The sequence below is a fragment of the Clostridium sp. genome (genome assembly GCF_036642255.1).
In the GTDB taxonomy this organism is placed as follows: Bacteria; Bacillota; Clostridia; order Clostridiales; family Clostridiaceae; genus Clostridium_J.
Window position 1 is genome coordinate 1 of the sequence record NZ_JAVWDJ010000004.1, and the last position, 24586, is coordinate 24586.

The window sequence follows — 24586 nt, forward strand, 5'->3', positions numbered from 1 at the left end:
AGAAGCTGAATATAAAGAACAACTTAACAAGATAAAATAAGTAACATAGGATAAAAAGCAAAAATAAATATAGCAAAATATAATTTAGAGCCCCCATCAAGCACTGAGGATTTTATCTCAGTGCTTTTTTATGGTTAAGATTTAAAACATAACTTCCACTTAACTTCTCCTTAACAAATTACATAACAGACTTAACAAAGGGGGAATAATATATAGATATAAAGATTAATTGAAGCACATATTGTTTTATTTATATAGGAGGGTATTTATGGAGCTTAAAAAGAATTTTAAGGGTAGCAAAAAAGAATTTATTATTGAAAAGTTTTTGTCATTATTTGCAATTGTATCAATTATAACTACTATGACTATAATATTTATTTTGATAAGAGAAAGCGCTGTGTTTTTTAATGCAGTAAGTATAAAGGAGTTTTTTACTAGTTCTAGGTGGTCACCACTTATGAAACCACAGAATTTTGGAGTGTTACCTTTATTAAATGGCACATTCTTAATTGCAGCAGGGGCCAGTGTTATTGCTATTCCAGTTGGACTTGGGGCAGCTATTTATTTAAGTGAGTATGCTTCTAAAAAAGTGAGAAATATACTTAAACCTATTTTAGAGATACTTGCAGGAATACCATCTATAGTATATGGATATTTTGCACTTACAGTAATAACCCCAGCTTTAAAAACTTTCATACCTAATATTCAAATATTTAATGCATTAAGTGCTAGTATAGCAGTGGGAATTATGGTAATTCCCCTTGTATCCTCTTTAAGTGAAGATGCCATGAGTGCTATTCCAAACTCTGTTAGAAATGGAGCCTACGCATTAGGTGCAACAAAATTAGAAGTTACAACAAAAATTGTTATACCTGGAGCTCTTTCAGGAATTGTTTCATCTTTTATTTTAGCAATATCAAGAGCAGTTGGAGAAACTATGATAGTTGCTATTGCAGCAGGAGCAAAGCCACAACTTACATTAAATCCATTGAACTCAATTCAAACTATGACTGGATATATGGTTTCTGTTGCCATGGGAGATATCAGCCACGGCTCTGTAGAGTATCAAACCATCTTTGCAGTTGGAGCTTTGCTGTTTTTAATAACCTTTGGATTAAACCTTATTGCTAAAAGAATTGTAAAAAAAGGGCAGGTGAAAATGTAATGAGTAAGAACTTGTTTAAAGATAACGCAAAGGACAATTTAAAAAGTAGGCAAAGAAAAAATGATATATTAAAAACTTTATTTTTCCTTTGTACTGCCTTTGGTATTGTAATACTCATAGTGCTAATTGGATCTGTTTTAAAAGATGGGTTAAAGTATTTAAGTTTAGATTTTTTAACTGGGTCCCCTTCCCGAATCGCATCCAAAGCTGGAGTGCTACCAGCTATTGTAGGAAGTGGTTACGTTATAGGTCTTACAACACTTATTGCATTCCCAGTAGGAATTGGAACAGCAATTTATATAGAAGAATATATGTCTAAAAATAAATTTAGAGAAATTTTAGAACTTAATATATCAAACTTATCAGGAGTGCCTTCTATAGTCTATGGAATCCTTGGTCTTGCAGTGTTTGTTCAAACCTTTATGTTTGGAAGAGGAATTGTTGCAGCGGCTCTAACATTATCTTTATTAATACTTCCAACAATTATTATTACTTCCCAAGAGGCTATAAGAAATGTACCAAAATCTCTGAGAGAGGGTTCTTATGCACTAGGGGTTTCAAAATGGCAAAGTATCACAGGAGTGGTACTACCTTTCGCACTGCCAGGAATTTTAACAGGAACTATTCTTTCAATTTCAAGAGCACTTGGAGAATCAGCTCCACTTATTATGGTGGGAGCTGCAAGCTATGTAACGTTTTTACCAAAGGATTTATTTTCAGCCTACACAGCGTTACCCCTTCAAATATATAACTGGACTTCTAGACCACAAGCAGAATTTCAACAACTTGCAGCTACAGGGATAATAGTGTTATTGGTGTTTTTATTAGGTGCTAATACCATAGCTATAATCCTAAGAAACAAGTATCAAAAAAGACTAGATTAGTGGGGGAGAGATTGTTATGGAATTAGGAATAAAAGTACAGGATTTAAATTTTTATTATGGTGATAATCAAGCTTTGAAGAAAATAAACATGGAAATACAAACTAAGAAGGTAACAGCATTAATAGGACCTTCTGGCTGTGGTAAATCCACATTTTTGAGAACTTTAAATAGAATGAATGATATTATTGATAATACAAGATATGAAGGAAAAATAATCATAGAGAATCAAAATGTTTTAGATAAAGATATAAATTTAATAGAACTTAGAAAAAAAGTTGGTATGGTATTTCAAAAGGCAAATCCATTTCCAAAGTCTATTTACGAAAATGTAATCTATGGTCCTAAAAGATATGGGATAAAAAATAAAGGGGTTCTAGATGAATTAGTAGAGAAAAGCTTAAAAGGAGCGGCTCTATGGGATGAGGTAAAGGATAAGCTTAATAAATCAGCTTTTGATTTATCAGGTGGGCAACAACAAAGGCTATGTATTGCAAGAACCCTTGCTGCAAAGCCAGATATAATTTTAATGGATGAGCCAACTTCTGCTCTAGATCCTATTTCTACTTTAAAAGTAGAGGACTTAATTCATGAGCTCAAAAAGCAATATACAGTGGTTATTGTGACTCATAATATGGAGCAAGCTGGAAGGGTATCAGATTTCACTGGATTTTTCCTTAATGGTGAATTAATAGAATTCAATAATACTGAGGATATCTTCTATAATCCTAAAAGTAAGAAAACAGAGGATTATATTTCTGGTAGATTTGGTTAATATATAAATTATAATAGTGGAGGATTTAGTATGGAGATTATAAAGGTTAATAACCTCAGTCTATATTATGGTACTATGCAAGCTTTAAAGAGTGTAAGTATGAGCATAAAAAAAAATAGTGTTACGGCGCTTATAGGACCTTCAGGTTGTGGAAAATCAACATTTTTAAGAACACTAAACAGAATGAATGATTTAATTGAAGGTGTTAAGATTCAAGGGGATGTAATTTACAACAATATTGACATATATAAAAAATATGAAGTAATGGAGCTACGTAAACATGTGGGTATGGTATTTCAAAAACCAAATCCATTCCCCATGTCTATATATGAAAATATTGCCTATGGTCCTAAAATTCATGGAGTTTATAATAAAAAAGTTTTAGATGAAATTGTGGAAAATAGCTTAAAAGCAGTAGCCCTTTGGGATGAAGTTAAAGATAGACTGCATAAAAGTGCTTTAGCTCTATCAGGGGGACAGCAGCAGAGATTGTGCATAGCAAGAACTATTGCTATCGAACCAGAGGTAATTCTTATGGATGAGCCAACTTCAGCCTTAGACCCTATATCTACACTAAAGATTGAAGAACTTATGGATACCTTAAAGGAAAAATACACTGTTGTAATTGTAACTCATAATATGCAACAAGCTGCTCGTATTTCGGATTTTACTGCTTTTTTCTTTAATGGTGAAATAATTGAATTTGGAGAAACGGAGCAAATATTCTATAGACCTGAAGATAATAGAACTCAAGATTATATTACAGGAAGAATAAGTTAAGGTGGTGTAACTATGTCAAGAAAAAATTTTGATACAGAATTAGTCCATTTACATGAAGAACTTAGAAAAATGGGAAATATAGTAAAGTCACAAATTAGCGATTCGGTTAAGGCTTTAGTTTCACAAGATATGGCCTTGGCAGATGAAATAATTAATAAAGATGATTTAGTTGATGACTTGGAAAAGGAAATTGAAGATAAATGCATTAAGCTTATAGCAACTCGTCAACCTTTAGCCATTGATTTAAGAAGTGTTTTTACTATGAGTAAGATTGTCACAGATTTGGAGAGAATTGCAGATCATGCAGTGGATATTGCAAAGATAGCAAAACAGCTTCAAGGAGAAAAATACATTAAGGAATTAATTGATATACCAAGAATGGCTTCAATTGTAGAAGAAATGATAGATGGATGCTTACAAACCTATATGGATAGAGATGTAGATTTAGCTTATGCTGTGTGCAAAAAAGATGATTCTGTGGATGCAATATATAAACAAGTATTTAGTGAACTGTTAGTAATAATGTTAGGAGATCCAAAGGTTATTCATCAAGCCACGAGGTTTTTATTTGTATGTAAGTTCCTTGAGAGAATGGCTGATCACACCACTAACATTTGTGAATGGACAATTTATTTAATTACTGGTGAAAAAGTGGATTTAAATGATTAGAAAGCACCTCCTTGTGGAGGTTTTTTATTTTATCGAGTTTTTTAATTCATTTGAAAATGAGAATAATTTTAATTAATTGCATTAGGAAAATTTTATGACAAGTTTTAAATAAGAATAAATAAAACATTGCCTTCCTGTGCTATGTTTTTTGTATGAGAAATGAGTTCAATGGGGTTGTAAAACATTGACTATTACTAACAATTGATATAATATATCATAATAGCGGACATAATCATAGTAAGGTGTTAGACTTATGGTACAATGAAGGAGATAGATGTATGAAAAATGAAATTGCTAAAGTTATGCCCTATAGTATAGCAGAAGAAGTTGGAATAGAAATTGGAGATAAGCTTGTAAGTATAAATGAAAATGAAGTAAAGGATATAATTGATTATAAGTTTCTTATTACTGATGAAACTCTATTAATAGAAGTGGAAAAAAAGGATGGAGAGATTTGGGAAATAGAAATAGAAAAAGATTATGACGAAGATTTAGGGATAGTATTTAGAGAAGCAATTTTAGATAAGCCAAGAAGCTGTCATAATAAATGTGTATTTTGTTTTATTGACCAATTACCGGAAGGTATGAGAGAAACCCTTTATTTTAAGGATGATGATTCTAGACTATCATTTTTACAAGGAAACTTCCTAACTTTAACAAATATGAGTGAAGATGATATTAATAGAATAATAAAATATAGAATAAGTCCTATTAATGTTTCCGTACATACTACAAATCCTCAGCTTAGGATAAAAATGCTTAACAACAGATTCGCTGGGAACATCTATGACATACTAAAAAAACTTGCTGAAGCACATATTAAGATAAACACACAAATTGTATGCTGTCCAGGATTAAATGATAATGAAGAATTAGTCAAAACTGTGGAAGATTTATATAAACTCTATCCTAGTGTTGAAAATGTAGCAATTGTTCCACTAGGAGTAACTAAACATAGAGATAATTTGCCACTGCTTCAGTTATTTCATAAGGAAAGTGCTAAAATGCAAATAGAACTTGTGTCAAAGCTTCAAGAAAAGTACAAAAAGGAAGTTGGTACGCCCTTTGCAAGGTTATCAGACGAATTTTATATTGTAGCTGATGTAGAGATACCTGAGGAAGATCACTATGAAGGATATGAACAGTTAGAAGACGGTATAGGTATGATAAGACTTTTATTGTCAACTATAGAAGATAGCCTTTCATTTTTACAAAGTGAAAATAAAGGTTCCTTTACTATGGTAACAGGAACTTCAGCCTACCCAATTATCCATGAAGTTGCTTCAAAGATTATGAAGGTTAATCCTAAGATTAACATAGATGTAGTGAAGGTTGAAAATGATTTTTTCGGCAAAACCATTACAGTAGCAGGACTTTTAACTGGAAAAGATATAATTGAAGCACTAAAAAACAGAGAATTGGGAGAATATATAATTATACCAAGTAATGTATTAAGAAGAGGTTACGAGCTTGGAAATACGGAAGAATTAATTTTACTAGATGATTATACAGTGGCTGATTTGAAAAAAATATTAAATAAAGAAATAATTGTATGTGATTATACAGGAGAAGACTTAATTGACCTTATAAATCAATACACAGAGGAGGATTAAAATGGGAAAACCAATAGTTGCAATCGTGGGAAGACCTAATGTAGGTAAATCTACACTTTTTAATAAACTAGCAGGAAAGAGAATAGCAATAGTTGAGGATACACCAGGAGTTACAAGAGACAGAATATATGCAGAGGCTGAGTGGTTACGCCATAATTTTACAATCATCGATACTGGTGGAATTGAACCAACAAATGAAGATATAATAATGGCACAGATGAGAAGGCAAGCAAATATTGCTATCGAGACTGCGGATGTTATTGTATTTATTGTAGATGGTAAGCAGGGACTCCATCCTTCAGATTTCGAAGTATCTCAAATGCTTAGAAAATCAAAGAAACCTATTATTTTAGTAGTTAACAAAATTGATAGAATTGAACTTGAAGATAATGCCTTTGAGTTTTATAATTTAGGTATTGGAACTCCAATAGCAATATCTGCATCTCAAGGATTAGGTCTTGGAGATATGCTGGATGAAGTAGTTAGTCATTTTGATAATATAGTTGCTCCTGAGGGTGAAGACGAATACATTAAGATTGCCATGGTTGGTAAGCCTAATGTAGGTAAATCTTCATTAATTAATAAAATTTTGGGGGAAGAAAGAAATATTGTAAGTGACATACCAGGTACTACTAGAGATGCTATAGATAGTAAGATAGAAACAGAAGAAGGTAAATTTATTTTAATAGATACAGCTGGACTGAGAAGGAAAAGTAAAGTTAAAGAAGAAATAGAAAGATATAGCGTAATAAGAACTTTAGCAGCCATCGAAAGAGCAGATGTATGCATTCTTATGATTGATGCTACAGATAATTTAAGCGATCAAGATGAGAAAATTATTGGATATGCTCATGAACTTGGAAAAGCTATATTAATTATAGTTAACAAATGGGATTTAATTGATAAAGATGATAAGACTATGAATAAGTACACAAATGAAATAGCTCAGGGGCTAAAATTTATGCCTTATGCTTCATACCTGTTCATTTCTGCTTTAACTGGTCAAAGAGTTAATAAGGTACTTTCAATGGCAAGAAAATGCTATGATAATTATAGCAAACGTATGGCTACTGGAGTTTTAAATGATGTTATAAGTAAAGCAATACTAATGAAAGAACCGCCGATAGTTGCATTAAAAAGATTAAAGATTTTTTATGTTACTCAAGTGGATACAAAACCACCTACATTCATCTTTTTCGTAAATGACCCAAATCTACTACATTTCTCTTATGAGAGATATTTAGAAAATCAACTTAGACAAAGCTTTGACTTTAGTGGAACGGGAATAAAGCTAATTTTCAGAGAAAGAAAAGAAAAATAAATTTAGGGAAAGAAAGGGGTATCATGTTGAAGGTTGCATTTTTAGGAGGAGGAAGCTTTGGGACAGCTTTAGCCGTAATGCTTGGCAATAAGGGGATTGAAACAACTATTTGGACTATTGATGAAACTGGTGTAGAAGACATTAATACAAAAAGAGAAAATACTAAGTACTTACCAGGAGTTGCAATTCCACATAACGTTACCGCTTATAGTGATCTAAATGAAGCTGTAAAGAATAGTAATGTAATAGTTCTATCTGTACCTTCTCAGGTTATCAGAACTGTATCAAAGCAAGTAGCATCATTAGTAACAAAAGAACAGATTGTTGTTACTGTAGCTAAGGGAATAGAAAAAGGTACTTTAAAAACCATGTCTGAAATCATTGAAGAAGAAATATCTGAACGGCCAATAGTTATTTTATCTGGACCAAGTCATGCAGAAGAAGTATCAAGAGGAATTCCTACTACTGTAACGGTTTCTTCCAAGGATATGGAAGCTGCTAAGATGATTCAAGATATCTTTAGTTGCAAAACCTTTAGAGTTTATACTAATGATGACTTAATTGGTGTTCAAATTGGGGGAGCTTGCAAGAATATAATAGCTCTTGCTGCAGGTATTACTGATGGTGTTGGTTATGGAGATAATGCAAAAGCTGCACTTATGACCCGTGGTATGCATGAAATTGTGAGAATTGGAACAAAACTAGGTGGAAGACAAGAGACTTTCTATGGCTTAACAGGCATGGGGGACTTAATAGTTACTTGCACAAGTATGCATAGTAGAAATAGAAGAGCAGGAATTCTTATTGGTCAAGGTAAAACTATGGAGGAAGCGTGCAAAGAAGTAGGTATGGTTGTGGAGGGTGTTGAAGCTACAAAAGCCTTTTACGAACTTAAAGAAAGAGACGGAGTTATTATGCCTATTACAGATGCTCTTTATAAGGTTTTATTCCAAGGTAAGGATACCAAAGAAGCAGTTTATGAATTAATGTCAAGAGAAAAGAAAGATGAACATTCATTTATTGAGGTTTAGCATAAAACTGCAAATATTATAATATATATAGACAGTAAGGAAAATAAAACTTTCTTACTGTCTTTTATTATAGAGAAACAAATTTAATTCTAAATTTATCCTCATAAGTTGAATATTACCTAGGAAAACTACACAGTAAATTAGTTGAAAGATTGCTCACACTAATAAGCTGACTTCCAATTGAAGAATAAATTTAATTTAGAGCTTGTTTATCTGAATAAAATAGTAATATTTTATTTTTTCATACAATATATATATATTGTTAATATGTAGTTATGGGAGGGTGGACCTTGGAAAACTTTGATATATACAAAGATATTGCAGAAAGAACTCAAGGGGACATATATGTAGGGGTTGTAGGTCCTGTTAGGACAGGGAAATCTACATTCATAAAGAGATTTATGGAACTTATGGTAATTCCTAATATTGAGAATCTTCATAAGAAAGAGAGAGCTAAAGATGAACTTCCACAAAGTGGATCAGGAAAATCTATCCACACCACTGAACCAAAGTTTGTTCCAAATGAAGCTGTGGAAATTCGCTTTGAAAGTGGAACAAAATTTAAGGTTAGAATGGTGGATTGTGTTGGATATGTAGTTAAAAATTCATTAGGGTATAATGAAGAGAATGCTCCTAAAATGGTGACAACTCCATGGTTTGATTATGAAATACCTTTTGAACAGGCTGCTGAAATTGGAACTAAAAAAGTTATTACAGATCATTCAACTATTGGAATATTAGTTACCACTGATGGGTCTATAACCGGATTAAACAGGGGAGATTATGTAGAAGCCGAAGAGAGAGTTGTTAATGAGTTAAAGGCTATAAATAAACCATTTATAATTCTTCTTAACAGTTTGAGCCCAAAATCAGAAGAAACTGTAGAGCTTCAAAAAGAGTTAGAAGAAAAATATGATGTTCCAGTTACTATCATGGATATCATGAACATGGATGAAAATGATATTGGCAACATATTTGAAAATGTCCTTAAGGAATTCCCTGTTAAAGAAATTAGCATAGACATGCCTGAGTGGATAGAAAGCTTAAATGCTAAACATTGGTTGAAAGTAAATGTGATGACAATACTAAAAGCAATGTGTAAGGATATTTTTAAGGTTAGAGACATAAAGAGATGCCTTGATGCATTTAAGGGAATTGAGTTCTTATCAAACATAAATGTTAAAGAGATGAATATGGGTGATGGAACTTCTTGTGTAGATATTAACCCTAAGCATGAATTATTCTATAAGATTCTTGGCGAAGTATGTGACACAGAAATAAAAAATGAAAATGATTTATTAAACCTAATGGGAACTTATCATAAGGCTAAAACTGAATATGATAAGATAGCTCAAGCGTTAAAAGATGTTAATGAGACTGGGTACGGATTGGTTGCTCCACAACTTAGTGAAATAAAATTTGAAGAACCAAATATAGATAAGAAAAATGGAATTGTAAAACTTAAAGCATCTGCACCGTCTCTACACATAATAAAAGCAGATATTGAGACAGAAGTTACACCAATTACTGGTGATAAGAAGCAAAGTCAAGAATTCTACAACGCTATTATAGATCAATTTGATAATGATCCAGCACAAATTTGGCAAAGTAATATGTTTGGTAAGTCTTTGGAAGAGCTAGTTAAAGAAGGTTTACAAAATAAACTTTATAAGATGCCAGAAGAGGTTCAAGTTAAGCTTCAAAAATCTCTTCAGAAAATTGTAAATGAAGGTAATGGCAACCTACTATGCATAATATATTAATTTTGGTATAATCTTAATAAAATAAAAATTAGTTTTGAGTTATAGAAATGATTCTATAACTCAAAACTATATCTAAAACTAAATGTTCAATTATAGAGTTATTAGATATAATCATACTTAGTAAGCACTAACCATAGATATTTTACGCTTTGATGTATAAGTAAAATCATAAAGTATGTCATTGTATAGAGAACTTCATCTGAAAAAATTAACAAACTTATAAATATAGAGTATTTTAAAGTTCTTAAAACTTTGCTATAATTAAGTTGTGAAGTTAACACTAGATTTAAACATATTAATTTAATTAATATCTGGGTGTAGCGCAGATGGTAGCGCACAAGTCTGGGGGGCTTGGGGTCGCAGGTTCAAGTCCTGTCACTCAGACCATACAACATAGAACCGTTGAAAATTTTATTTTTCAGTGGTTTTTATTTTTTTTTGATATGTTTTAGCAGAACTTTATATTAGACTTAGAATTTTACTAAAAGTGATAATAAGAAGAAAATTAGAAAGGTTCATTTTGATTTAGAAGCAATAAGGCAAAAATAAAAAATGATTATTCTATGTATGTTAAAAATATGAAGATAAAGGATGAGTTGTAAATTAAATGTTAATAGTTTTATTTAATATAATCTAACTGAATAATAATATAGTTTAAAGCAAAAATAAAACTATAGATATAATAAAATGGATTTGTAATTACAAGATAAACACTTAATGTATTTTGACTTAAGTTTTCTTGGAAATTGAAAACAAATCGGTATTATAAATAAATTAAATCTATATCAATATTAGTGAAACATTGATAATTTGTTGATTATTTAATAAAAAATAGAAAAGAAGAAAAGTACTAACTAAATTATATAAAATGTCATAGGATATCATAATAGAAATAGTCAATAATAATAATATAAATTATAAAATGATTAAATAAAAGATTTAATAAATAAAATAATTCTTATCTAAGGAGGAGTTTAAAATGAAAAAAATAAGGGATTATATTGATGAAGGGTATACTATTAATAAGTTTGAAAGAGACAAGGATTTGAGGTCGGGAGATCAGATATGTAAAATTGAAATGAGAGCCTTAGATGGATTTATTAAGACCTTTACGCTTGACGATAATTGCACAGATGAGATAGAAAAAGAACTATTTCATTATATGGAGAAGAAAGGAATACAAGGATAGTTGACAGAAAATTTAGAATAGTTTATTCGCCTTATTTAACTATAAAGAGTATTAAAGATAAATCAAGTTAGAAAAGTGAGTACTTTAGGTACTCACTTTTAATTTGTCGAATATTTATGCAATTTTAATTCTAAAATACACTATTGAATACTTTAGTGGGATAATTTACTCTGATTAAATAATGTTTATATTTTTAATGTAAATATTAGAATATTAGTGTAGAATATATATGAATTAATTATACAAGTTTTTTATTTCTAGGAGGTATAATAAAGGTGAATAAGGTAGTAGTAATATTTAATGGTGGAACTATATCAATGAAAGTAGATCCTAAAATTCAAGCAGCGGTTCCTACTTTAACCGGGGAAGAAATTATGTCTATGGTTACAGGTATAGAAGCATATGCTGAGGTGGAGTCCTATACTTTTTCTAGTTTACCAGGACCACATATGACACCAGACCTTATGTTAGAATTGTCTAATTATGTTAAAGGATTTTTAGATAGGGAAGATGTTGAGGGAATAGTGGTTACTCATGGCACAGATAGCTTAGAAGAAACAGCTTATTTCCTAGATTTAACTATAAAAAGTGAAAAGCCTGTAGTAGTAACTGGTTCCATGAGAAATAGTTCAGAACTTGGCTATGACGGACCAGCAAATTTAGCGGCAGCGATTTGTACAGCTACCTCAAAGGCATCGAGAAATAGAGGAGTATTGGTGTGCTTAAACGATGAATTAAATTGTGCTAGTGAAGTAACAAAATCTCATTCAATGCACTTAAATACTTTCAAAAGTCCTGAGTTTGGTCCTATTGGTATTGTAGACAATAATGAAGCGATTTTTTATAGAAATAGCTTAAATAAGGAACATATTGATACAAAAAAAGTAGAAAACAGTGTGGATTTAATAAAGGCATGTGCGGGCATGGATGGTAAACTAATAGATTTTTGTGTTAATGAAGGAGCAAAGGGACTAGTAATAGAAGCAATGGGAAGAGGAAATATTCCACCTAAAATGGCTGAAGCTGTAGAAAGAGCCATAAAAAAAGATGTGGCAGTAGTAATAGTTTCAAGATGTTATAAGGGAAGAGTTTTAGATAGTTATGGATACCCAGGCGGTGGTAAAGGATTAAGAAATGCAGGGGCTATTTTTGGAGAAAGTCTGCCAGGTCAAAAGGCAAGAATAAAGTTAATGTTAGCTTTAGGCAAAACAAATGATATAAATGAGATAAGAGAAATTTTTGAAAAAGATCATTACTACAGAAAATAAACTAATACTCCCACTATATAATAAGTTGTAACAACTTCATAATATCATGAATAACATATTTTATAACATTAATTCAAGGTGATAATATGAAAATAAACAACAGATTAGATAGTATAGGAGTGTACCATTTTAAGACAATTGATGACATTAAAGCTAAGCTAAAAAGAGAAGGAAAAAGAATAATCGATTTAAGCATTGGTGATCCTGATTTAAATGTAGATGATTCAATTTTACAAGGCTTAGTTAAGGGCTTTGAACATGAGGATTTTAATAAGTATCCACCTTATGATGGAATTAATGAACTAAAATGTGCAGTAATAAATTATTATTATAATAGGTTCGGTGTTTCTTTAGATTTAGATGAAGTTGTTATATTAATTGGTTCAAAAGAAGGAATAAGTAATGTAATTCCTGCAGTTTGTGATGTTGGAGATATAGTTATAGTTCCTCAGCCAGGGTATCCTGTTTACTCTACTTGTGCAAAGCTTTGGGGATGTTTAACCTATACTGTGCCTATTAAGGAGAGTAATAACTATTTAATGGATGTAAGTGAAATTCCTGATGATGTTGTTTCTGTTGCTAAATTAATATTTATTAATTATCCTAACAATCCTACAGGTGCAAAGGGAAATCCAAAATTCTTTAGCACAATTATAGAGTTTTGCAAGGAAAATAACATAGTATTATGTAATGATGCAGCATATAATGAGATTATATCACCAGGTGAAACACCTATAAGTATATTGCAATTTGATGAAAGTAAACATTCTATTGAGTTTGGTACTTTTTCTAAGCTATATAATATGACTGGCTTTAGAATAGGCTATGCTGTTGGTAATAAAGAAGTTATTTCTTCACTTCTTAAAGTTAAGAGTAACTTAGACTCAGGTCAATTTATACCAATTCAAATAGCAGCTTGTGAAGCACTAAAACTAAATGAAGTTTATGGTGAAAAAATCAGAGAAATATATGCACAAAGAAAAGCAACTGCAGAAAAGATTCTCACTGAAAAAAATATCGAGTTTTTTCATAGTGATAGTACATTCTATATTTGGTGTAAAACTCCCAAAGGGTACACTACTAATGAATTTTGCTCTGACATTTTACAAAAGCATGGAGTAGTAGTAACACCAGGTTCATGTTTTGGAACATTAGGATACGATTTTTTTAGAATTGCATTAACTAGTGATGCTAACGTGATAAAAGAAGGTCTTTCAAAGTTAGATAAGTATAATGTTTAAAGCTAAAAGTAATAGAGGTATTTTCTTATCTCTATTACTTTTATTTTTAAGCTACTGAAAATAATGTTGATTTTTACATAGGTAAACCGTATACTTATTTTTTAATGCATTTTTAGATTTCCAAATAGGACAAAATAGAAAAGTAATTGTTATAACTTTTTTATTTATGCTTTAGTTTAATGAAACAATATAATTATGTTTTATTCATATTTAGAAAATACAAGTAATTCATCAACATCAAAGTTACAACAACTCTTTTTTACATCACTAAAATATGAAATCTACTTATAATAGTGAATAATAAAGTTAATTTGTTTATTATCCAAGATATATAAGGTATAATTATTAATGTAAAGTCTAAAAAATTCTGATTATGTGCATATTTCTTAAGTTTCCTAATAAATCTTTCATTTTTCTTGCGAATACTTGTATTTTTAACTTGAAATTAGGGATATAATTTATGTATAATAGACTAAGAATTCAGGAAGTGTTCGGAAGGAAGCGTTGTATATGATAAAGAGTATGACCGGATTTGGCAGAAGTTCTAGTGAACAAGTAGACTCAAATTATGTAGTGGAAATCAAAACTGTTAACCATAGATACTTTGAGCTTAATGTAAGAATGCCAAGAGCATTGATTTCATTAGAGGATAATATTAGAAAAATCCTTAATGAAAAGATTAAAAGAGGAAAAGTTGATGTTTTTGTAACTCAAAATCTTTTTAATAGAGATAATGTGGAAGCAGTTCTAAATGAAAACTTAATGGATAGCTATATGAGCTGTTTAAAAGTTATTGTTAATAAGTATTCCCTTAGGGATGATATTTCTGTTACAAACCTGGCTAGATTCCCAGAGGTGCTTACTTTAAAACAAAAAGAAGATGATGTAGATGAAATTTGGAACATTTTAGTAAACCCTCTTAATGAAGCAGTGGATAATTTAGTAAGAATGCGAGAAGAAGAGGGAATAAAGCTTTTTAAGGATATTAATGAGAAATGTGAATTAATCCTAAGTCACCTTGAGAAAATAAGTGAGAGAGTGCCACAGGTTTCCAAGGAGTATAGAGAAAAGCTTACTAAAAAGGTTAGGGAACTTATCGAAGATTCACAGTTTGATGAAAATCGAATTGCCATGGAAGTGGTTCTCCAAGCTGATAAAACTGGTGTAGATGAGGAAATAGTAAGGTTAAAAAGCCATATTAATCAAATGCAACAAACTTTAAAAGTACAAGAACCAATAGGAAGAAAATTAGATTTTATTGTACAAGAGATGAATAGAGAAACAAATACAATAGCATCTAAAGTAAATGATTTGGAACTCACTAATTTAGCCTTAGATATTAAGAGCGAAATTGAAAAAATAAGAGAACAAGTTCAAAACATAGAATAGTAGGAGGCAACTGATGGGTATAAAACTTATAAACATAGGGTTTGGAAATATTGTTTCAGCAAATAGAATTGTTGCGATAGTTAGTCCAGAATCTGCACCAATTAAGAGGATTATTCAAGAAGCAAGAGATAGGGGTATGCTTATAGATGCAACCTATGGAAGAAGAACAAGAGCCGTAGTTATTACAGATAGTGACCATGTTATTTTATCAGCAGTTCAACCAGAAACAGTAGCGCATAGACTTTCATCTAAGGATGAAGAACATATAGAAGAGGTTGATGAATAAAAATGACTAGTAAAGGGCAATTATTAGTAATATCGGGTCCATCGGGCGCAGGTAAGGGTACGGTATGTAAAGCTTTATTAGAACAAAATGATATTTGGATATCAGTTTCTGCCACTACTCGTTTACCTAGATCAGGCGAGGTAGAAGGAGTTAATTACTTTTTTATTACTAAAGAGGAATTTTTAAAGAGTATTGATAGTGATGACTTCTTAGAGTATGCTGAAGTTTATGGAAACTTTTATGGTACGCCAAAGTCAAAGGTTTTTCAAATGTTAGAACAAGGAAAAAACGTAATTTTGGAAATTGATATACAAGGTGCTTTGAAAATTAAGTCTGCCTATCCAGAAGGCATATTTATATTCATACTTCCACCTTCTATGGAGGAGTTAAGAACTAGAATTACAAATAGGGGAAGTGAAACTCCGGAATCATTAAAGACAAGATTAGAGTCAGCTTATGATGAAATAAGCTTTGCATCTAAGTATGATTATGCTGTTGTTAATGATAAGGTAGATGAAGCTGTAAGAAAGATTGAAAGTATTATCACTGCTGAAAAGTGCAGGGTATTTAAAATTAAAGATGAATTATTAGGAGGTTATAGTTATGAGTAATGCAATGATTAACCCATCAATAGTGAAATTATTAGAAAAAGTTGATAATAGATATTCTCTTGTGGTTGCTACTTCAAAAAGAGCAAGACAATTAATAGAAGGTGAAAAGCCATTTATAAATATAAAATCAACTAAACCTTTAACAGTGGCAATAAATGAAATCAATGAAGGCGCAATTGAAGCAGAAATGACGAAGGAAGGCATATAGTAAAATGATGGAACAAAAGACTGTGGTTCTAGGAGTTACCGGTGGAGTTGCGGTTTACAAGGCTCTAGATGTAATAAGTAGATTGAGAAAAGCAGACATAAATGTACATGTAATAATGACTAAATCTGCCACAGAGTTTGTTACACCCCTTAGTTTCCAATCCTTGAGTCAAAATATGGTTACCCATAATATGTTTGATGAACCAAAGGCTTGGGAAATACAACATATATCCTTAGCTAAAAAAGCAGACTTAGTTGTTATAGTACCAGCTACAGCTAATATTATAGGAAAAGTTGCCAATGGTATAGCAGATGATATGCTATCTACTACCATTATGGCAACAAAAGCTCCTGTAATCTTTGCTCCTGCAATGAATACAAATATGTATAATAATCCTATAGTACAAGGAAATATAGATAAGTTAAAAACTTTTGGTTATACCTTTATTGAGCCTGAAAGTGGACGATTGGCTTGTGGTGATGTAGGGGATGGAAAGCTTGCTGACACAGAGACTATTGCTGAAAGGATAATTTCTCGTCTGTATGAACCTAAGGATTTGACTGGGCTTAAAGTGTTAGTAACTGCAGGTCCAACTATTTCACCTATTGATCCTGTAAGATTTATTACAAACAGATCTACTGGAAAAATGGGTAATGCCATTGCTGAAGAAGCAAGGGATAGAGGTGCAGAAGTAGTTCTTGTAACAGGGCCATCAAGTTTGAAACCTATTTTAGGAATAAAAACAATTGCTGTGAATACTAATGAAGAAATGCTAAATGCAGTTCTAGGAGAATATGAAGATTCTAATATAGTAATTAAATCTGCTGCTGTGGCGGATTATAAAGCAAAATCTTATTCTACGCAAAAGATAAAAAAAGGTGAAGGAGATTTGATTTTAGAATTTACTAGAGACAATGACATCCTAAAGAAGCTTGGTGAGTTGAAAAAAAATCAAATTTTAGTAGGATTTGCAGCAGAAAGTAATGACATTTTAACAAATGCCATAGAAAAGCTTGAAAAGAAAAATTTAGATTACATAGTAGCTAATGATATTACTAGTAAGGATACTGGGTTCGGAAAGGATAGTAACAAAGTAACTGTAATTAAGAAAAATGGTGAAGCTATTCATCTTGATACCATGTCAAAAAGATTAGTGGGTCGTGAGCTATTTAATATAGTGTTAGATGACCTTAAAAGTTAATTAAAAGCGACAATGTCGCTTTTTTTCTTATAAGTTTTTACTTTTCCTAATTATTGCTAATATAAAATATACTTTGTGTAAAAAATAAATATAATAATATAGTAAATTTTCCTTATGAAAGAAGGGAAAACAATGTATAACTATGCTGGAATTATTGTAAATAATGATGCAGTAAAGGTTGATAAAATCTTTACTTATAAGATACCAGAAGGATTAAAGAAGAAAATAAATCTAGGACAGAGAGTTAAGGTGCCTTTTGGTATGGGCAATAAAAAAATAGATGGATTTATCGTACAATTATATGAGTTTGTAGAATTAGATCCTAAAAGTATAAGTAAACTAAAGCCAATTATAGAAATAAGTGACGATTTTCAAGTTATTAAACAAAAAGATATTGAACTTATAAGCATTATGAGAAGCAAATATCTTTGCACATACTTGGAGTGTATTAAGGTGTTTATACCTAGTGGACTCATAAAGGGGATGAAGTTTAAAACTAAAAATGTAATTTCTCTAGGAAAACCCATCACAGATAAATATGAAAGAGAGCCCTACAATAAAATAATAAGCTTTATTAAGCAAAATCAGGGCAAATTTAGCAAAACACAATTAAATAAAGAATTTAACTTCTCATTATCTTCACTAAATACTTTAATTAAGTATGAATTTTTAATATCAGAAGAAGAAGTTGTAAATAGGTATAATGATAGAATTTATAAAAATTACGAGGAAAAGATATTAAACCACAAACAACAAGAAGCCGTGAACACCATAATAAATTCTAATAAGAAGAAATTCTTAATTCATGGGGTAACAGGTAGTGGTAAAACTGAAATATATATGAATTTAGTTAAATCTATGATGAAAGAAAGCAAAGATTCCATAATCCTAATACCTGAGATTTCCTTAACACCACAAATGGTAGAACGGTTTAAAGGACGATTTGGGAAAGATGTAGCGATCTTTCATAGTAAACTTAGTGATGGAGAACGTTTCGATGAGTGGATGAGAGTAAAAATGGGTAAGGTTAAAGTAGCAATTGGAGCAAGATCTGCAATTTTTTTACCATTTTCAAATCTAGGGCTCATTATAATTGATGAGGAACATGAAGGAAGTTATAAATCAGATAGTGATCCTAAATATAATGCAAGAGATATAGGGGAACTTAAGAGTGACATTGAAGGTTGTAAAATAGTTCTTGGCTCTGCAACTCCATCCATTGAGACATATTATAATGCTAATAGAGGACAGTATACTCTTATAACATTAAATGAAAGAGCAGATGGTGCAAAGCTGCCTTTTGTTAAGTTAGTGGATATGAGAGAGGAGCTTATGAGTAATAACAAGTCTATTTTTAGTAATAGTCTTTATGAAGCCTTAAATCATACTTTGAATAATAATGAACAGGCAATTCTATTTTTAAATAGAAGAGGATTTTCCACTTTTGTATCCTGTAGAAAGTGTGGATATGTTTTTAAGTGTAGAAACTGTGATATTTCATTAACTTATCACAATTATTCTTCAAATTTGACATGTCATTATTGTGGGGCAAAACAACAAGTTGTAAACACATGTCCAAGGTGTAAAAGCAAATATGTAAAATACTTCGGGGTAGGTACAGAACAATTAGAGGAGCAAGTTAAAAAGGTGTTTCCTCAGTCGAAAACATTAAGAATGGATTTTGATACTACTAGGCAGAAAAATGCCTATGAAAATATATATAACAGATTCAGAAGTGGTAAAGCAAATATTTTAATTGGGACCCAAATGGTAGCAAAGGGATTAGATTTTCCAGATGTAACTTTAGTTGGCGTTATTGCGGCAGATTTATCTTTGAATTTACCTGACTATAGAGCTAACGAAAGAACCTTTCAACTTATTACTCAAGTTTCAGGAAGAGCTGGAAGAGGTAAGAAGTCAGGAACAGTGGTAGTGCAAACCTATAGTCCAGATAGTTTTAGTATAAGATATGCAGTTGAGAATGACTATTTAAGCTTTTATAAAGAAGAAATAGAAATCAGAAGGAGTATGAATTATCCACCATTCTCTAAGATATTAGCTATTAATTTAAGTAGCGAAGATGAAAGCTTGTTAATAAAGAGTATACAGAACTTGGGAAATAAATTACATTTAAAATTAGATATAAACGATAAAATTCAAATGTTAGGACCTTGTCCCTGTGGAGTTTCCAAAATTAAGAACTTGTTTAGATGGCAAATCATTATAAAAGGGGATTTAAGCACAGAAATATTAGAAGATATTAAAAATATGGTGTATAACGAGCTGAATTCAGTTTATAGCAGTATTAGAATAGGTATAGATGTGAATCCAAATAATTTACTATAAGTTTTAATTATTAATTATACATATTATAAAGTGTCAAGAAAAGTAAGTGGATATAATTGTAAGGTTGTATCTCAAGTTGATTTTTATATGCAGGAGGAATAAACATGGCATTAAGAAAGATTAGAACCAAGGAAGATGAAGTATTAAGAAAAAAGAGTAAAATAGTATCAAAGATTGATAGTAGAACTATAACTTTAATTAAGGATATGCTAGATACTATGTATGAGGCAAATGGAGTGGGCCTTGCAGCACCACAAATAGGAATACTTAAAAGGATTGTAGTTATAGATGTTGGTCAGGGACCTTTAGTATTGATTAATCCTGAAATAATAAAGTCAAGAGGTGCAGTTGAAGATTTAGAAGGGTGTTTAAGTATTCCAGGAGAACAGGGAACTGTAAGAAGACCTCAATATGTGAGGGTAAAGGCACAAAAAGAAAATGGAGAATCATTTGAAATAGAGGGAGAAGGAATGCTTGCAAGGGCATTTTGCCATGAAATAGATCACTTAGATGGAATACTATATACAGATAAACTAATTGAAAAATAAATAGATTCAATAGTATTAAGCGATTTAAGAAGTGAAGTTAATATATATGAAGGTGATAAACTTTTATATTAAAATCTTGAACTAGATAAGTTTAAAAGAAAATCCAATAAAGAATTTAATAAAAATGTTGTCAATGAAAAGGAGTTTAAATTAATATGAATATAGTTTTTATGGGAACTCCAGATTTTGCGGTACCCTCCTTTGAGGCTATTGTTAGTGAGTTCGGAGTTAAAGCAGTACTTACACAACCTGACAGACCAAAAGGACGAGGAAAAGCTTTATCAATGTCCCCTGTTAAAGAGTCTGCATTGAAATATAACATTCCTGTTTATCAACCTGAAAGATTAAGAAGTGATAGGGAACTAATAAAAAACTTAAAATCAATGGAATTAGATTTTATAATTGTAGTAGCCTTTGGACAAATTCTACCAAAAGAAGTTTTAGATATACCAAAGTATGGTTGCATCAATTTACATGCATCTCTCCTTCCTAAGTATAGAGGTGCTGCTCCAATTAATTTCGCAATCATGCAAGGTGAAAAAGTAAGTGGTAACACTACTATGCTTATGGATATAGGACTTGATACAGGAGATATGCTTTTAAAGCAGGAAGTAGAAATTTCAGAAGATATGACTGCAGGAGAACTGCATGACATATTAATGTGTAATGGAAGCAGTCTTTTAGTGGAAACTATTAAAGGAGTGCATGGTGGAAATATTACACCAATAAAGCAAGGTGAGACGAATAGCTGTTATGCTAGTATGCTAAATAAGGAAATGGCAAATATTAATTGGGATAATAATGCTATAGAAGTTCATAACTTTATAAGAGGATTAAATCCATTTCCAATGGCATATACTTTTTATCAAGATAAGCCAATGAAGATTATTAAGACAAAAGTCCTAAAAGAACATTCAAAAGAGATTCCTGGGACAATTATTAAGGTTAATAGTGAAGGAATAAGAGTTTCAACTAAAGATAAGATATTATTGATTACTGAGGTGCAATTTCCAAATAAAAAACCTTTAAAAGTAGGTGAGTATATTAAAGGAAATAATATTAATGAGAAAGAGTTATTACATAAATAGAGAAGTTTTGAGAGTAGAAATATTAGAGAATTATATTGTGAATTTATATAAGTAAATAAATATTATTTTAAGTCTAAACTTTTTCATAGGGAGCGTTATTGCTAAATAAAGTTGACTTGTTGATATTTAAGGAGGGATTTGTATGTATTTTGACTCCACCATGCTAATTTTACTACCAGCTCTTATAATTGCAATGTGGGCACAGTTCAATATACAAAGAAGTTATTCAGTATATTCCAAAGTTTATAGTAAAAATGGTTATAATGGTAGCACAGTTGCAAGAATGATACTAGATGCTTATGGACTTTTTGAAGTACCTGTAGTTGTAACTAGTGGAAAATTAACAGATCACTATGACCCAGTGCAAAATATAGTAAGGCTTTCACAAGAAGTGTATTATGGAAATTCTCTTGCGTCTATTGGCATCGCTGCCCATGAAGTGGGTCACGCTATTCAACATAAGGAAGCCTACGGTCCAATTAAAATCAGAATGGCCTTAGTACCAGTAGCTAATCTTGGATCTAACGCTTCATGGATGCTTTTTATACTTGGATTTATTCTTTCAATGCCAATGCTAATAAATCTAGGTATTTTATTATTTACAGTAGTTGTATTATTTCAAATAGTAACATTGCCTGTAGAGTTTAATGCATCAAGTAGAGCAGTGAATATACTAAGGACTAGAAATATCCTTTTTGAGGATGAATTAAAAGGTACAAAAAAGGTTCTAAGAGCAGCTGCGTTAACCTATGTTGCAGCAGCTTTAACTGCTATTGCACAATTACTAAGATTAATTGCATTAAGTAACAGAGAAAGATAAAGTTGAGGTAGAATAATGGATAATGCTAGAGAAATAGCTACAAAGGTTTTATATCAAGTGTTTTATAATAAAGCCTACTCAAATATTGTATTAGGACATGAACTAAACAATAGTAATCTTAGTGACAAGGACAAAGCCTTTGTGACAGAAATTGTTTATGGTACAATAAAGTATAAATATTCCATAGATAAAATTTTAAAAAAATTTTTAGAGAAAAATTTTGACAAAGTTGATAAGTTTTTGCTTAACGTTTTAAGAATTACAATTTATCAAATTAGGTACTTAGATAAGGTTCCAGATTTTGCAGCAGTTAATGAAGCAGTTAATTTGACAAAGAAAAAACTATCCCTGGGAGCATCAAAGGTTGCTAATGGAGTACTCAGAAATTATCTTAGAAATAAAGAATCTAACTATTGTAGTGAGGGAAATGTTTTTGAAGAATTGGCTTTCAAGCATTCGTATCCTCAATGGTTAGTAAAGTTATTCCTAGATCAATATGGAAGCGAATTTGGCGAAAAAATTCTAGTAGGGTTAAATGAAAGACCCAGTGTCACTGTAAGAGTAAATTCTATGCAAAAAGATTATGAGGAAGTTCTAGAAAGCCTTGAAGCTAATGGATATACAATAGAAGAAGGAGCAGTGTGTCCAGAAGCCATTAAGATAGTTAAAGGTAGAAATATTGAAGAGAATCCATTATTTAAACAAGGGCTTATCACCGTTCAAGATGAGAGCGCAATGTTAGTAGCTCCTTCAATGGATATTGAGGAGGACATTACAGTATTAGATTTATGCAGCGCTCCAGGAGGAAAAACTACTCATATAGGAGAACTCATGAATAATACTGGAGAAATTTTGGCCTTTGATATATATGACCATAAGCTAGAGTTAATAAAGGATAATACTAATAGGTTAGGACTAACTAATATAACTTTAAATTTATTAGATGCAACTAAATATCAAGAAGAGTTATATGAAAAAGCCGATAGAGTTCTAATAGATGTTCCTTGTTCAGGGCTTGGAATTATAAGGAAAAAACCTGAGATAAAGTATAATAAAAATCTTAAAGAACTAAAAACAATAACTAAAATTCAAAGGGAAATTATGAAAAATGCAAAGGAATATGTGAAGTTGAATGGAAAAGTCATATATTCTACTTGTACACTGAATAAAGATGAAAATGAAGAAAATATAAAATGGTTTCTAAAAGAATATCCCAACTTTAGTATTGAACCATTATACTTTGGTGAGGCAGAAAATATAATATATCATGAAGAAGGATATGTAACTATATTGCCTAATTCACACATGGATGGATTTTTTATTGCTAAAATTCGTAAAAATAAGTAGGTGAACAAATGAGAAACATTTTAGATATAACCTTATCAGAATTAAAAAATTGGATGAAAGAAAACAATGAAAAGGAATTTAGGGCAAAGCAAGTAATTGATTGGATTTACAAAGAGGTCTGGGAGTTTGGGGATATGAAAAATATTCCTAAAAGTACAGTAGAAAAGCTCAAAGAAAACTTTTATGTAGGAATTCCAAAGATAATAGAAACTTATAGTTCCAAGAAAGGTGATACTAAAAAACATCTCTTTCTTCTTGAAGATGGAAACGTAATTGAGGCTGTGGTTATGAAGTATAACCATGGTAATTCAATTTGTGTATCTACTCAAATTGGGTGCAAAATGGGATGCAAGTTTTGTGCATCTACTATTGGAGGAGTTGTTAGAGACTTAACCAGTGGTGAAATTCTAGGACAAATAATTAAAGCTCAAAGTGATCTTAAAGAAAGAATTTCAAATATTGTGCTCATGGGAAGTGGAGAACCATTGGATAATTTTGAAAATGTGTTAAAATTTATATATAATGTAAATGCAGAATATGGATTAAATATTGGGCAAAGACACATTACGCTGTCCACTTGTGGAATAGTTCCAAAGATAAAAGAACTTGCTGATTTAAACTTACAAATTACTTTAGCAATTTCGCTTCATGCACCTAATGATGAAATACGTAAACAAACTATGCCAATTGCAAAAGCGTATACAATAGAAGAGCTTTTAGATACTTGTAGATATTATATTCATAAGACAAACAGGAGAATTACTTTTGAATATGCTTTGGTAAAAGGTTTTAATGATAAAAAGGAAGATGCAGAAGAACTTTCTAAGATTTTAAAAGGAATGCTTTGTCACGTAAATTTAATTCCTATTAATGAGATAGATGAAAGCAATCTTAAAAAATCTAATATGGAAGAAATCGAAAAATTCAAAGAGATCTTAGTTAAAAATGGGATTGAAACCACTGTTAGGAGGGAAATGGGACTAGATATAAATGCAGCATGTGGACAACTTAGAAGAAGTTATATAGAAAAAAAGGAGTCATAGTTT

23 protein-coding genes and 1 tRNA gene are annotated in these 24586 nt (G+C 31.0%); all 24 read left to right on the forward strand.

The window, feature by feature from the left end; translation table 11 throughout:
* Positions 1-268 precede the first annotated feature (268 nt).
* The 24 genes from pstC (at position 269) to rlmN (ending at position 24583) form a co-directional block, all read left to right on the forward strand.
* Positions 269-1165 (forward strand): phosphate ABC transporter permease subunit PstC, encoded by an 897-nt coding sequence (pstC, locus tag RR409_RS02835; RefSeq protein ID WP_332556208.1) that lies wholly within the window; start codon positions 269-271, stop codon positions 1163-1165.
* Positions 1165-2049 (forward strand): phosphate ABC transporter permease PstA, encoded by an 885-nt coding sequence (pstA, locus tag RR409_RS02840; RefSeq protein WP_332556209.1) that lies wholly within the window; start codon positions 1165-1167, stop codon positions 2047-2049. Before pstC ends, pstA begins: the two co-directional genes overlap by 1 nt.
* Positions 2050-2065: 16 nt before the next feature.
* Positions 2066-2821 (forward strand): phosphate ABC transporter ATP-binding protein PstB, encoded by a 756-nt coding sequence (gene pstB, locus RR409_RS02845; RefSeq protein ID WP_332556210.1) that lies wholly within the window; start codon positions 2066-2068, stop codon positions 2819-2821.
* 30 nt (positions 2822-2851) lie between these two features.
* Positions 2852-3601 (forward strand): phosphate ABC transporter ATP-binding protein PstB, encoded by a 750-nt coding sequence (pstB, locus tag RR409_RS02850; protein ID WP_332556211.1) that lies wholly within the window; start codon positions 2852-2854, stop codon positions 3599-3601.
* A gap of 12 nt (positions 3602-3613) precedes the next feature.
* On the forward strand, positions 3614-4270 hold the full coding sequence (gene phoU, locus RR409_RS02855; protein ID WP_332556212.1) for a phosphate signaling complex protein PhoU: 657 nt from the start codon (positions 3614-3616) through the stop codon (positions 4268-4270).
* 278 nt (positions 4271-4548) lie between these two features.
* Positions 4549-5883: a DUF512 domain-containing protein gene (locus tag RR409_RS02860; protein WP_332556213.1), complete on the forward strand. Its 1335-nt coding sequence runs from the start codon at positions 4549-4551 to the stop codon at positions 5881-5883.
* A 1-nt stretch (position 5884) separates the two neighbouring features.
* Positions 5885-7204: a ribosome biogenesis GTPase Der gene (gene der / locus RR409_RS02865; protein ID WP_332556214.1), complete on the forward strand. Its 1320-nt coding sequence runs from the start codon at positions 5885-5887 to the stop codon at positions 7202-7204.
* Positions 7205-7227: 23 nt separating this feature from the next.
* Positions 7228-8235 (forward strand): NAD(P)H-dependent glycerol-3-phosphate dehydrogenase, encoded by a 1008-nt coding sequence (locus tag RR409_RS02870; RefSeq protein WP_332556215.1) that lies wholly within the window; start codon positions 7228-7230, stop codon positions 8233-8235.
* 290 nt (positions 8236-8525) lie between these two features.
* Positions 8526-9998 (forward strand): stage IV sporulation protein A, encoded by a 1473-nt coding sequence (gene spoIVA / locus RR409_RS02875; RefSeq protein ID WP_332556216.1) that lies wholly within the window; start codon positions 8526-8528, stop codon positions 9996-9998.
* Positions 9999-10309: 311 nt separating this feature from the next.
* Positions 10310-10385: transfer RNA gene (locus tag RR409_RS02880), tRNA-Pro, on the forward strand.
* Positions 10386-10977: 592 nt separating this feature from the next.
* Positions 10978-11187 (forward strand): hypothetical protein, encoded by a 210-nt coding sequence (locus RR409_RS02885; protein ID WP_332556217.1) that lies wholly within the window; start codon positions 10978-10980, stop codon positions 11185-11187.
* 275 nt (positions 11188-11462) lie between these two features.
* On the forward strand, positions 11463-12455 hold the full coding sequence (locus tag RR409_RS02890; protein WP_332556218.1) for an asparaginase: 993 nt from the start codon (positions 11463-11465) through the stop codon (positions 12453-12455).
* A gap of 86 nt (positions 12456-12541) precedes the next feature.
* Positions 12542-13696, forward strand: a complete 1155-nt coding sequence (locus RR409_RS02895; RefSeq protein WP_332556219.1) for an aminotransferase class I/II-fold pyridoxal phosphate-dependent enzyme — start codon at positions 12542-12544, stop codon at positions 13694-13696.
* 510 nt (positions 13697-14206) lie between these two features.
* Positions 14207-15085 (forward strand): YicC/YloC family endoribonuclease, encoded by an 879-nt coding sequence (locus RR409_RS02900; protein WP_332556220.1) that lies wholly within the window; start codon positions 14207-14209, stop codon positions 15083-15085.
* A gap of 13 nt (positions 15086-15098) precedes the next feature.
* Complete coding sequence (locus RR409_RS02905) at positions 15099-15371, forward strand: DUF370 domain-containing protein (RefSeq protein WP_332556221.1); 273 nt, start codon at positions 15099-15101, stop codon at positions 15369-15371.
* A gap of 2 nt (positions 15372-15373) precedes the next feature.
* Entirely contained in the window at positions 15374-15982 is a 609-nt protein-coding gene (gene gmk, locus RR409_RS02910) for a guanylate kinase (protein ID WP_332556222.1), read from the forward strand.
* The gene (rpoZ, locus tag RR409_RS02915) at positions 15975-16190 is read left to right on the forward strand and encodes a DNA-directed RNA polymerase subunit omega (protein WP_332556223.1); all 216 of its coding nucleotides are present in this window, start codon (positions 15975-15977) and stop codon (positions 16188-16190) included. Before gmk ends, rpoZ begins: the two co-directional genes overlap by 8 nt.
* 4 nt (positions 16191-16194) lie before the next feature.
* Positions 16195-17391 carry a bifunctional phosphopantothenoylcysteine decarboxylase/phosphopantothenate--cysteine ligase CoaBC gene (coaBC, locus tag RR409_RS02920; protein WP_332556224.1) on the forward strand — a complete coding sequence of 399 codons (1197 nt, stop codon included), beginning with the start codon at positions 16195-16197 and terminating at the stop codon, positions 17389-17391.
* Between the two features lie 132 nt (positions 17392-17523).
* A complete protein-coding gene (gene priA / locus RR409_RS02925; RefSeq protein ID WP_332556225.1) occupies positions 17524-19737 on the forward strand; it encodes a primosomal protein N' in 2214 nt (737 codons plus the stop codon).
* A 104-nt stretch (positions 19738-19841) separates the two neighbouring features.
* Positions 19842-20285: a peptide deformylase gene (gene def / locus RR409_RS02930; RefSeq protein ID WP_332556226.1), complete on the forward strand. Its 444-nt coding sequence runs from the start codon at positions 19842-19844 to the stop codon at positions 20283-20285.
* Positions 20286-20440: 155 nt separating this feature from the next.
* Positions 20441-21373 (forward strand): methionyl-tRNA formyltransferase, encoded by a 933-nt coding sequence (gene fmt, locus RR409_RS02935; RefSeq protein ID WP_332556227.1) that lies wholly within the window; start codon positions 20441-20443, stop codon positions 21371-21373.
* 142 nt (positions 21374-21515) lie between these two features.
* Positions 21516-22193 carry a zinc metallopeptidase gene (locus RR409_RS02940; RefSeq protein ID WP_332556228.1) on the forward strand — a complete coding sequence of 226 codons (678 nt, stop codon included), beginning with the start codon at positions 21516-21518 and terminating at the stop codon, positions 22191-22193.
* A gap of 15 nt (positions 22194-22208) precedes the next feature.
* Entirely contained in the window at positions 22209-23540 is a 1332-nt protein-coding gene (gene rsmB / locus RR409_RS02945; RefSeq protein WP_332556229.1) for a 16S rRNA (cytosine(967)-C(5))-methyltransferase RsmB, read from the forward strand.
* Between the two features lie 8 nt (positions 23541-23548).
* The gene (gene rlmN / locus RR409_RS02950) at positions 23549-24583 is read left to right on the forward strand and encodes a 23S rRNA (adenine(2503)-C(2))-methyltransferase RlmN (protein WP_332556230.1); all 1035 of its coding nucleotides are present in this window, start codon (positions 23549-23551) and stop codon (positions 24581-24583) included.
* Positions 24584-24586: the final 3 nt, after the last annotated feature.

Bases quoted from the DNA above. Each gene is read 5' to 3' on its own strand.
- pstC (WP_332556208.1), top strand. From the start codon at position 269: ATGGAGCTTAAAAAGAATTTTAAGGGTAGCAAAAAAGAATTTATTATT.
- pstA (WP_332556209.1), top strand. From the start codon at position 1,165: ATGAGTAAGAACTTGTTTAAAGATAACGCAAAGGACAATTTAAAAAGT.
- pstB (WP_332556210.1), top strand. From the start codon at position 2,066: ATGGAATTAGGAATAAAAGTACAGGATTTAAATTTTTATTATGGTGAT.
- pstB (WP_332556211.1), top strand. From the start codon at position 2,852: ATGGAGATTATAAAGGTTAATAACCTCAGTCTATATTATGGTACTATG.
- phoU (WP_332556212.1), top strand. From the start codon at position 3,614: ATGTCAAGAAAAAATTTTGATACAGAATTAGTCCATTTACATGAAGAA.
- RR409_RS02860 (WP_332556213.1), top strand. From the start codon at position 4,549: ATGAAAAATGAAATTGCTAAAGTTATGCCCTATAGTATAGCAGAAGAA.
- der (WP_332556214.1), top strand. From the start codon at position 5,885: ATGGGAAAACCAATAGTTGCAATCGTGGGAAGACCTAATGTAGGTAAA.
- RR409_RS02870 (WP_332556215.1), top strand. From the start codon at position 7,228: ATGTTGAAGGTTGCATTTTTAGGAGGAGGAAGCTTTGGGACAGCTTTA.
- RR409_RS02885 (WP_332556217.1), top strand. From the start codon at position 10,978: ATGAAAAAAATAAGGGATTATATTGATGAAGGGTATACTATTAATAAG.
- RR409_RS02895 (WP_332556219.1), top strand. From the start codon at position 12,542: ATGAAAATAAACAACAGATTAGATAGTATAGGAGTGTACCATTTTAAG.
- RR409_RS02900 (WP_332556220.1), top strand. From the start codon at position 14,207: ATGATAAAGAGTATGACCGGATTTGGCAGAAGTTCTAGTGAACAAGTA.
- RR409_RS02905 (WP_332556221.1), top strand. From the start codon at position 15,099: ATGGGTATAAAACTTATAAACATAGGGTTTGGAAATATTGTTTCAGCA.
- gmk (WP_332556222.1), top strand. From the start codon at position 15,374: ATGACTAGTAAAGGGCAATTATTAGTAATATCGGGTCCATCGGGCGCA.
- rpoZ (WP_332556223.1), top strand. From the start codon at position 15,975: ATGAGTAATGCAATGATTAACCCATCAATAGTGAAATTATTAGAAAAA.
- coaBC (WP_332556224.1), top strand. From the start codon at position 16,195: ATGATGGAACAAAAGACTGTGGTTCTAGGAGTTACCGGTGGAGTTGCG.
- priA (WP_332556225.1), top strand. From the start codon at position 17,524: ATGTATAACTATGCTGGAATTATTGTAAATAATGATGCAGTAAAGGTT.
- def (WP_332556226.1), top strand. From the start codon at position 19,842: ATGGCATTAAGAAAGATTAGAACCAAGGAAGATGAAGTATTAAGAAAA.
- fmt (WP_332556227.1), top strand. From the start codon at position 20,441: ATGAATATAGTTTTTATGGGAACTCCAGATTTTGCGGTACCCTCCTTT.
- RR409_RS02940 (WP_332556228.1), top strand. From the start codon at position 21,516: ATGTATTTTGACTCCACCATGCTAATTTTACTACCAGCTCTTATAATT.
- rsmB (WP_332556229.1), top strand. From the start codon at position 22,209: ATGGATAATGCTAGAGAAATAGCTACAAAGGTTTTATATCAAGTGTTT.
- rlmN (WP_332556230.1), top strand. From the start codon at position 23,549: ATGAGAAACATTTTAGATATAACCTTATCAGAATTAAAAAATTGGATG.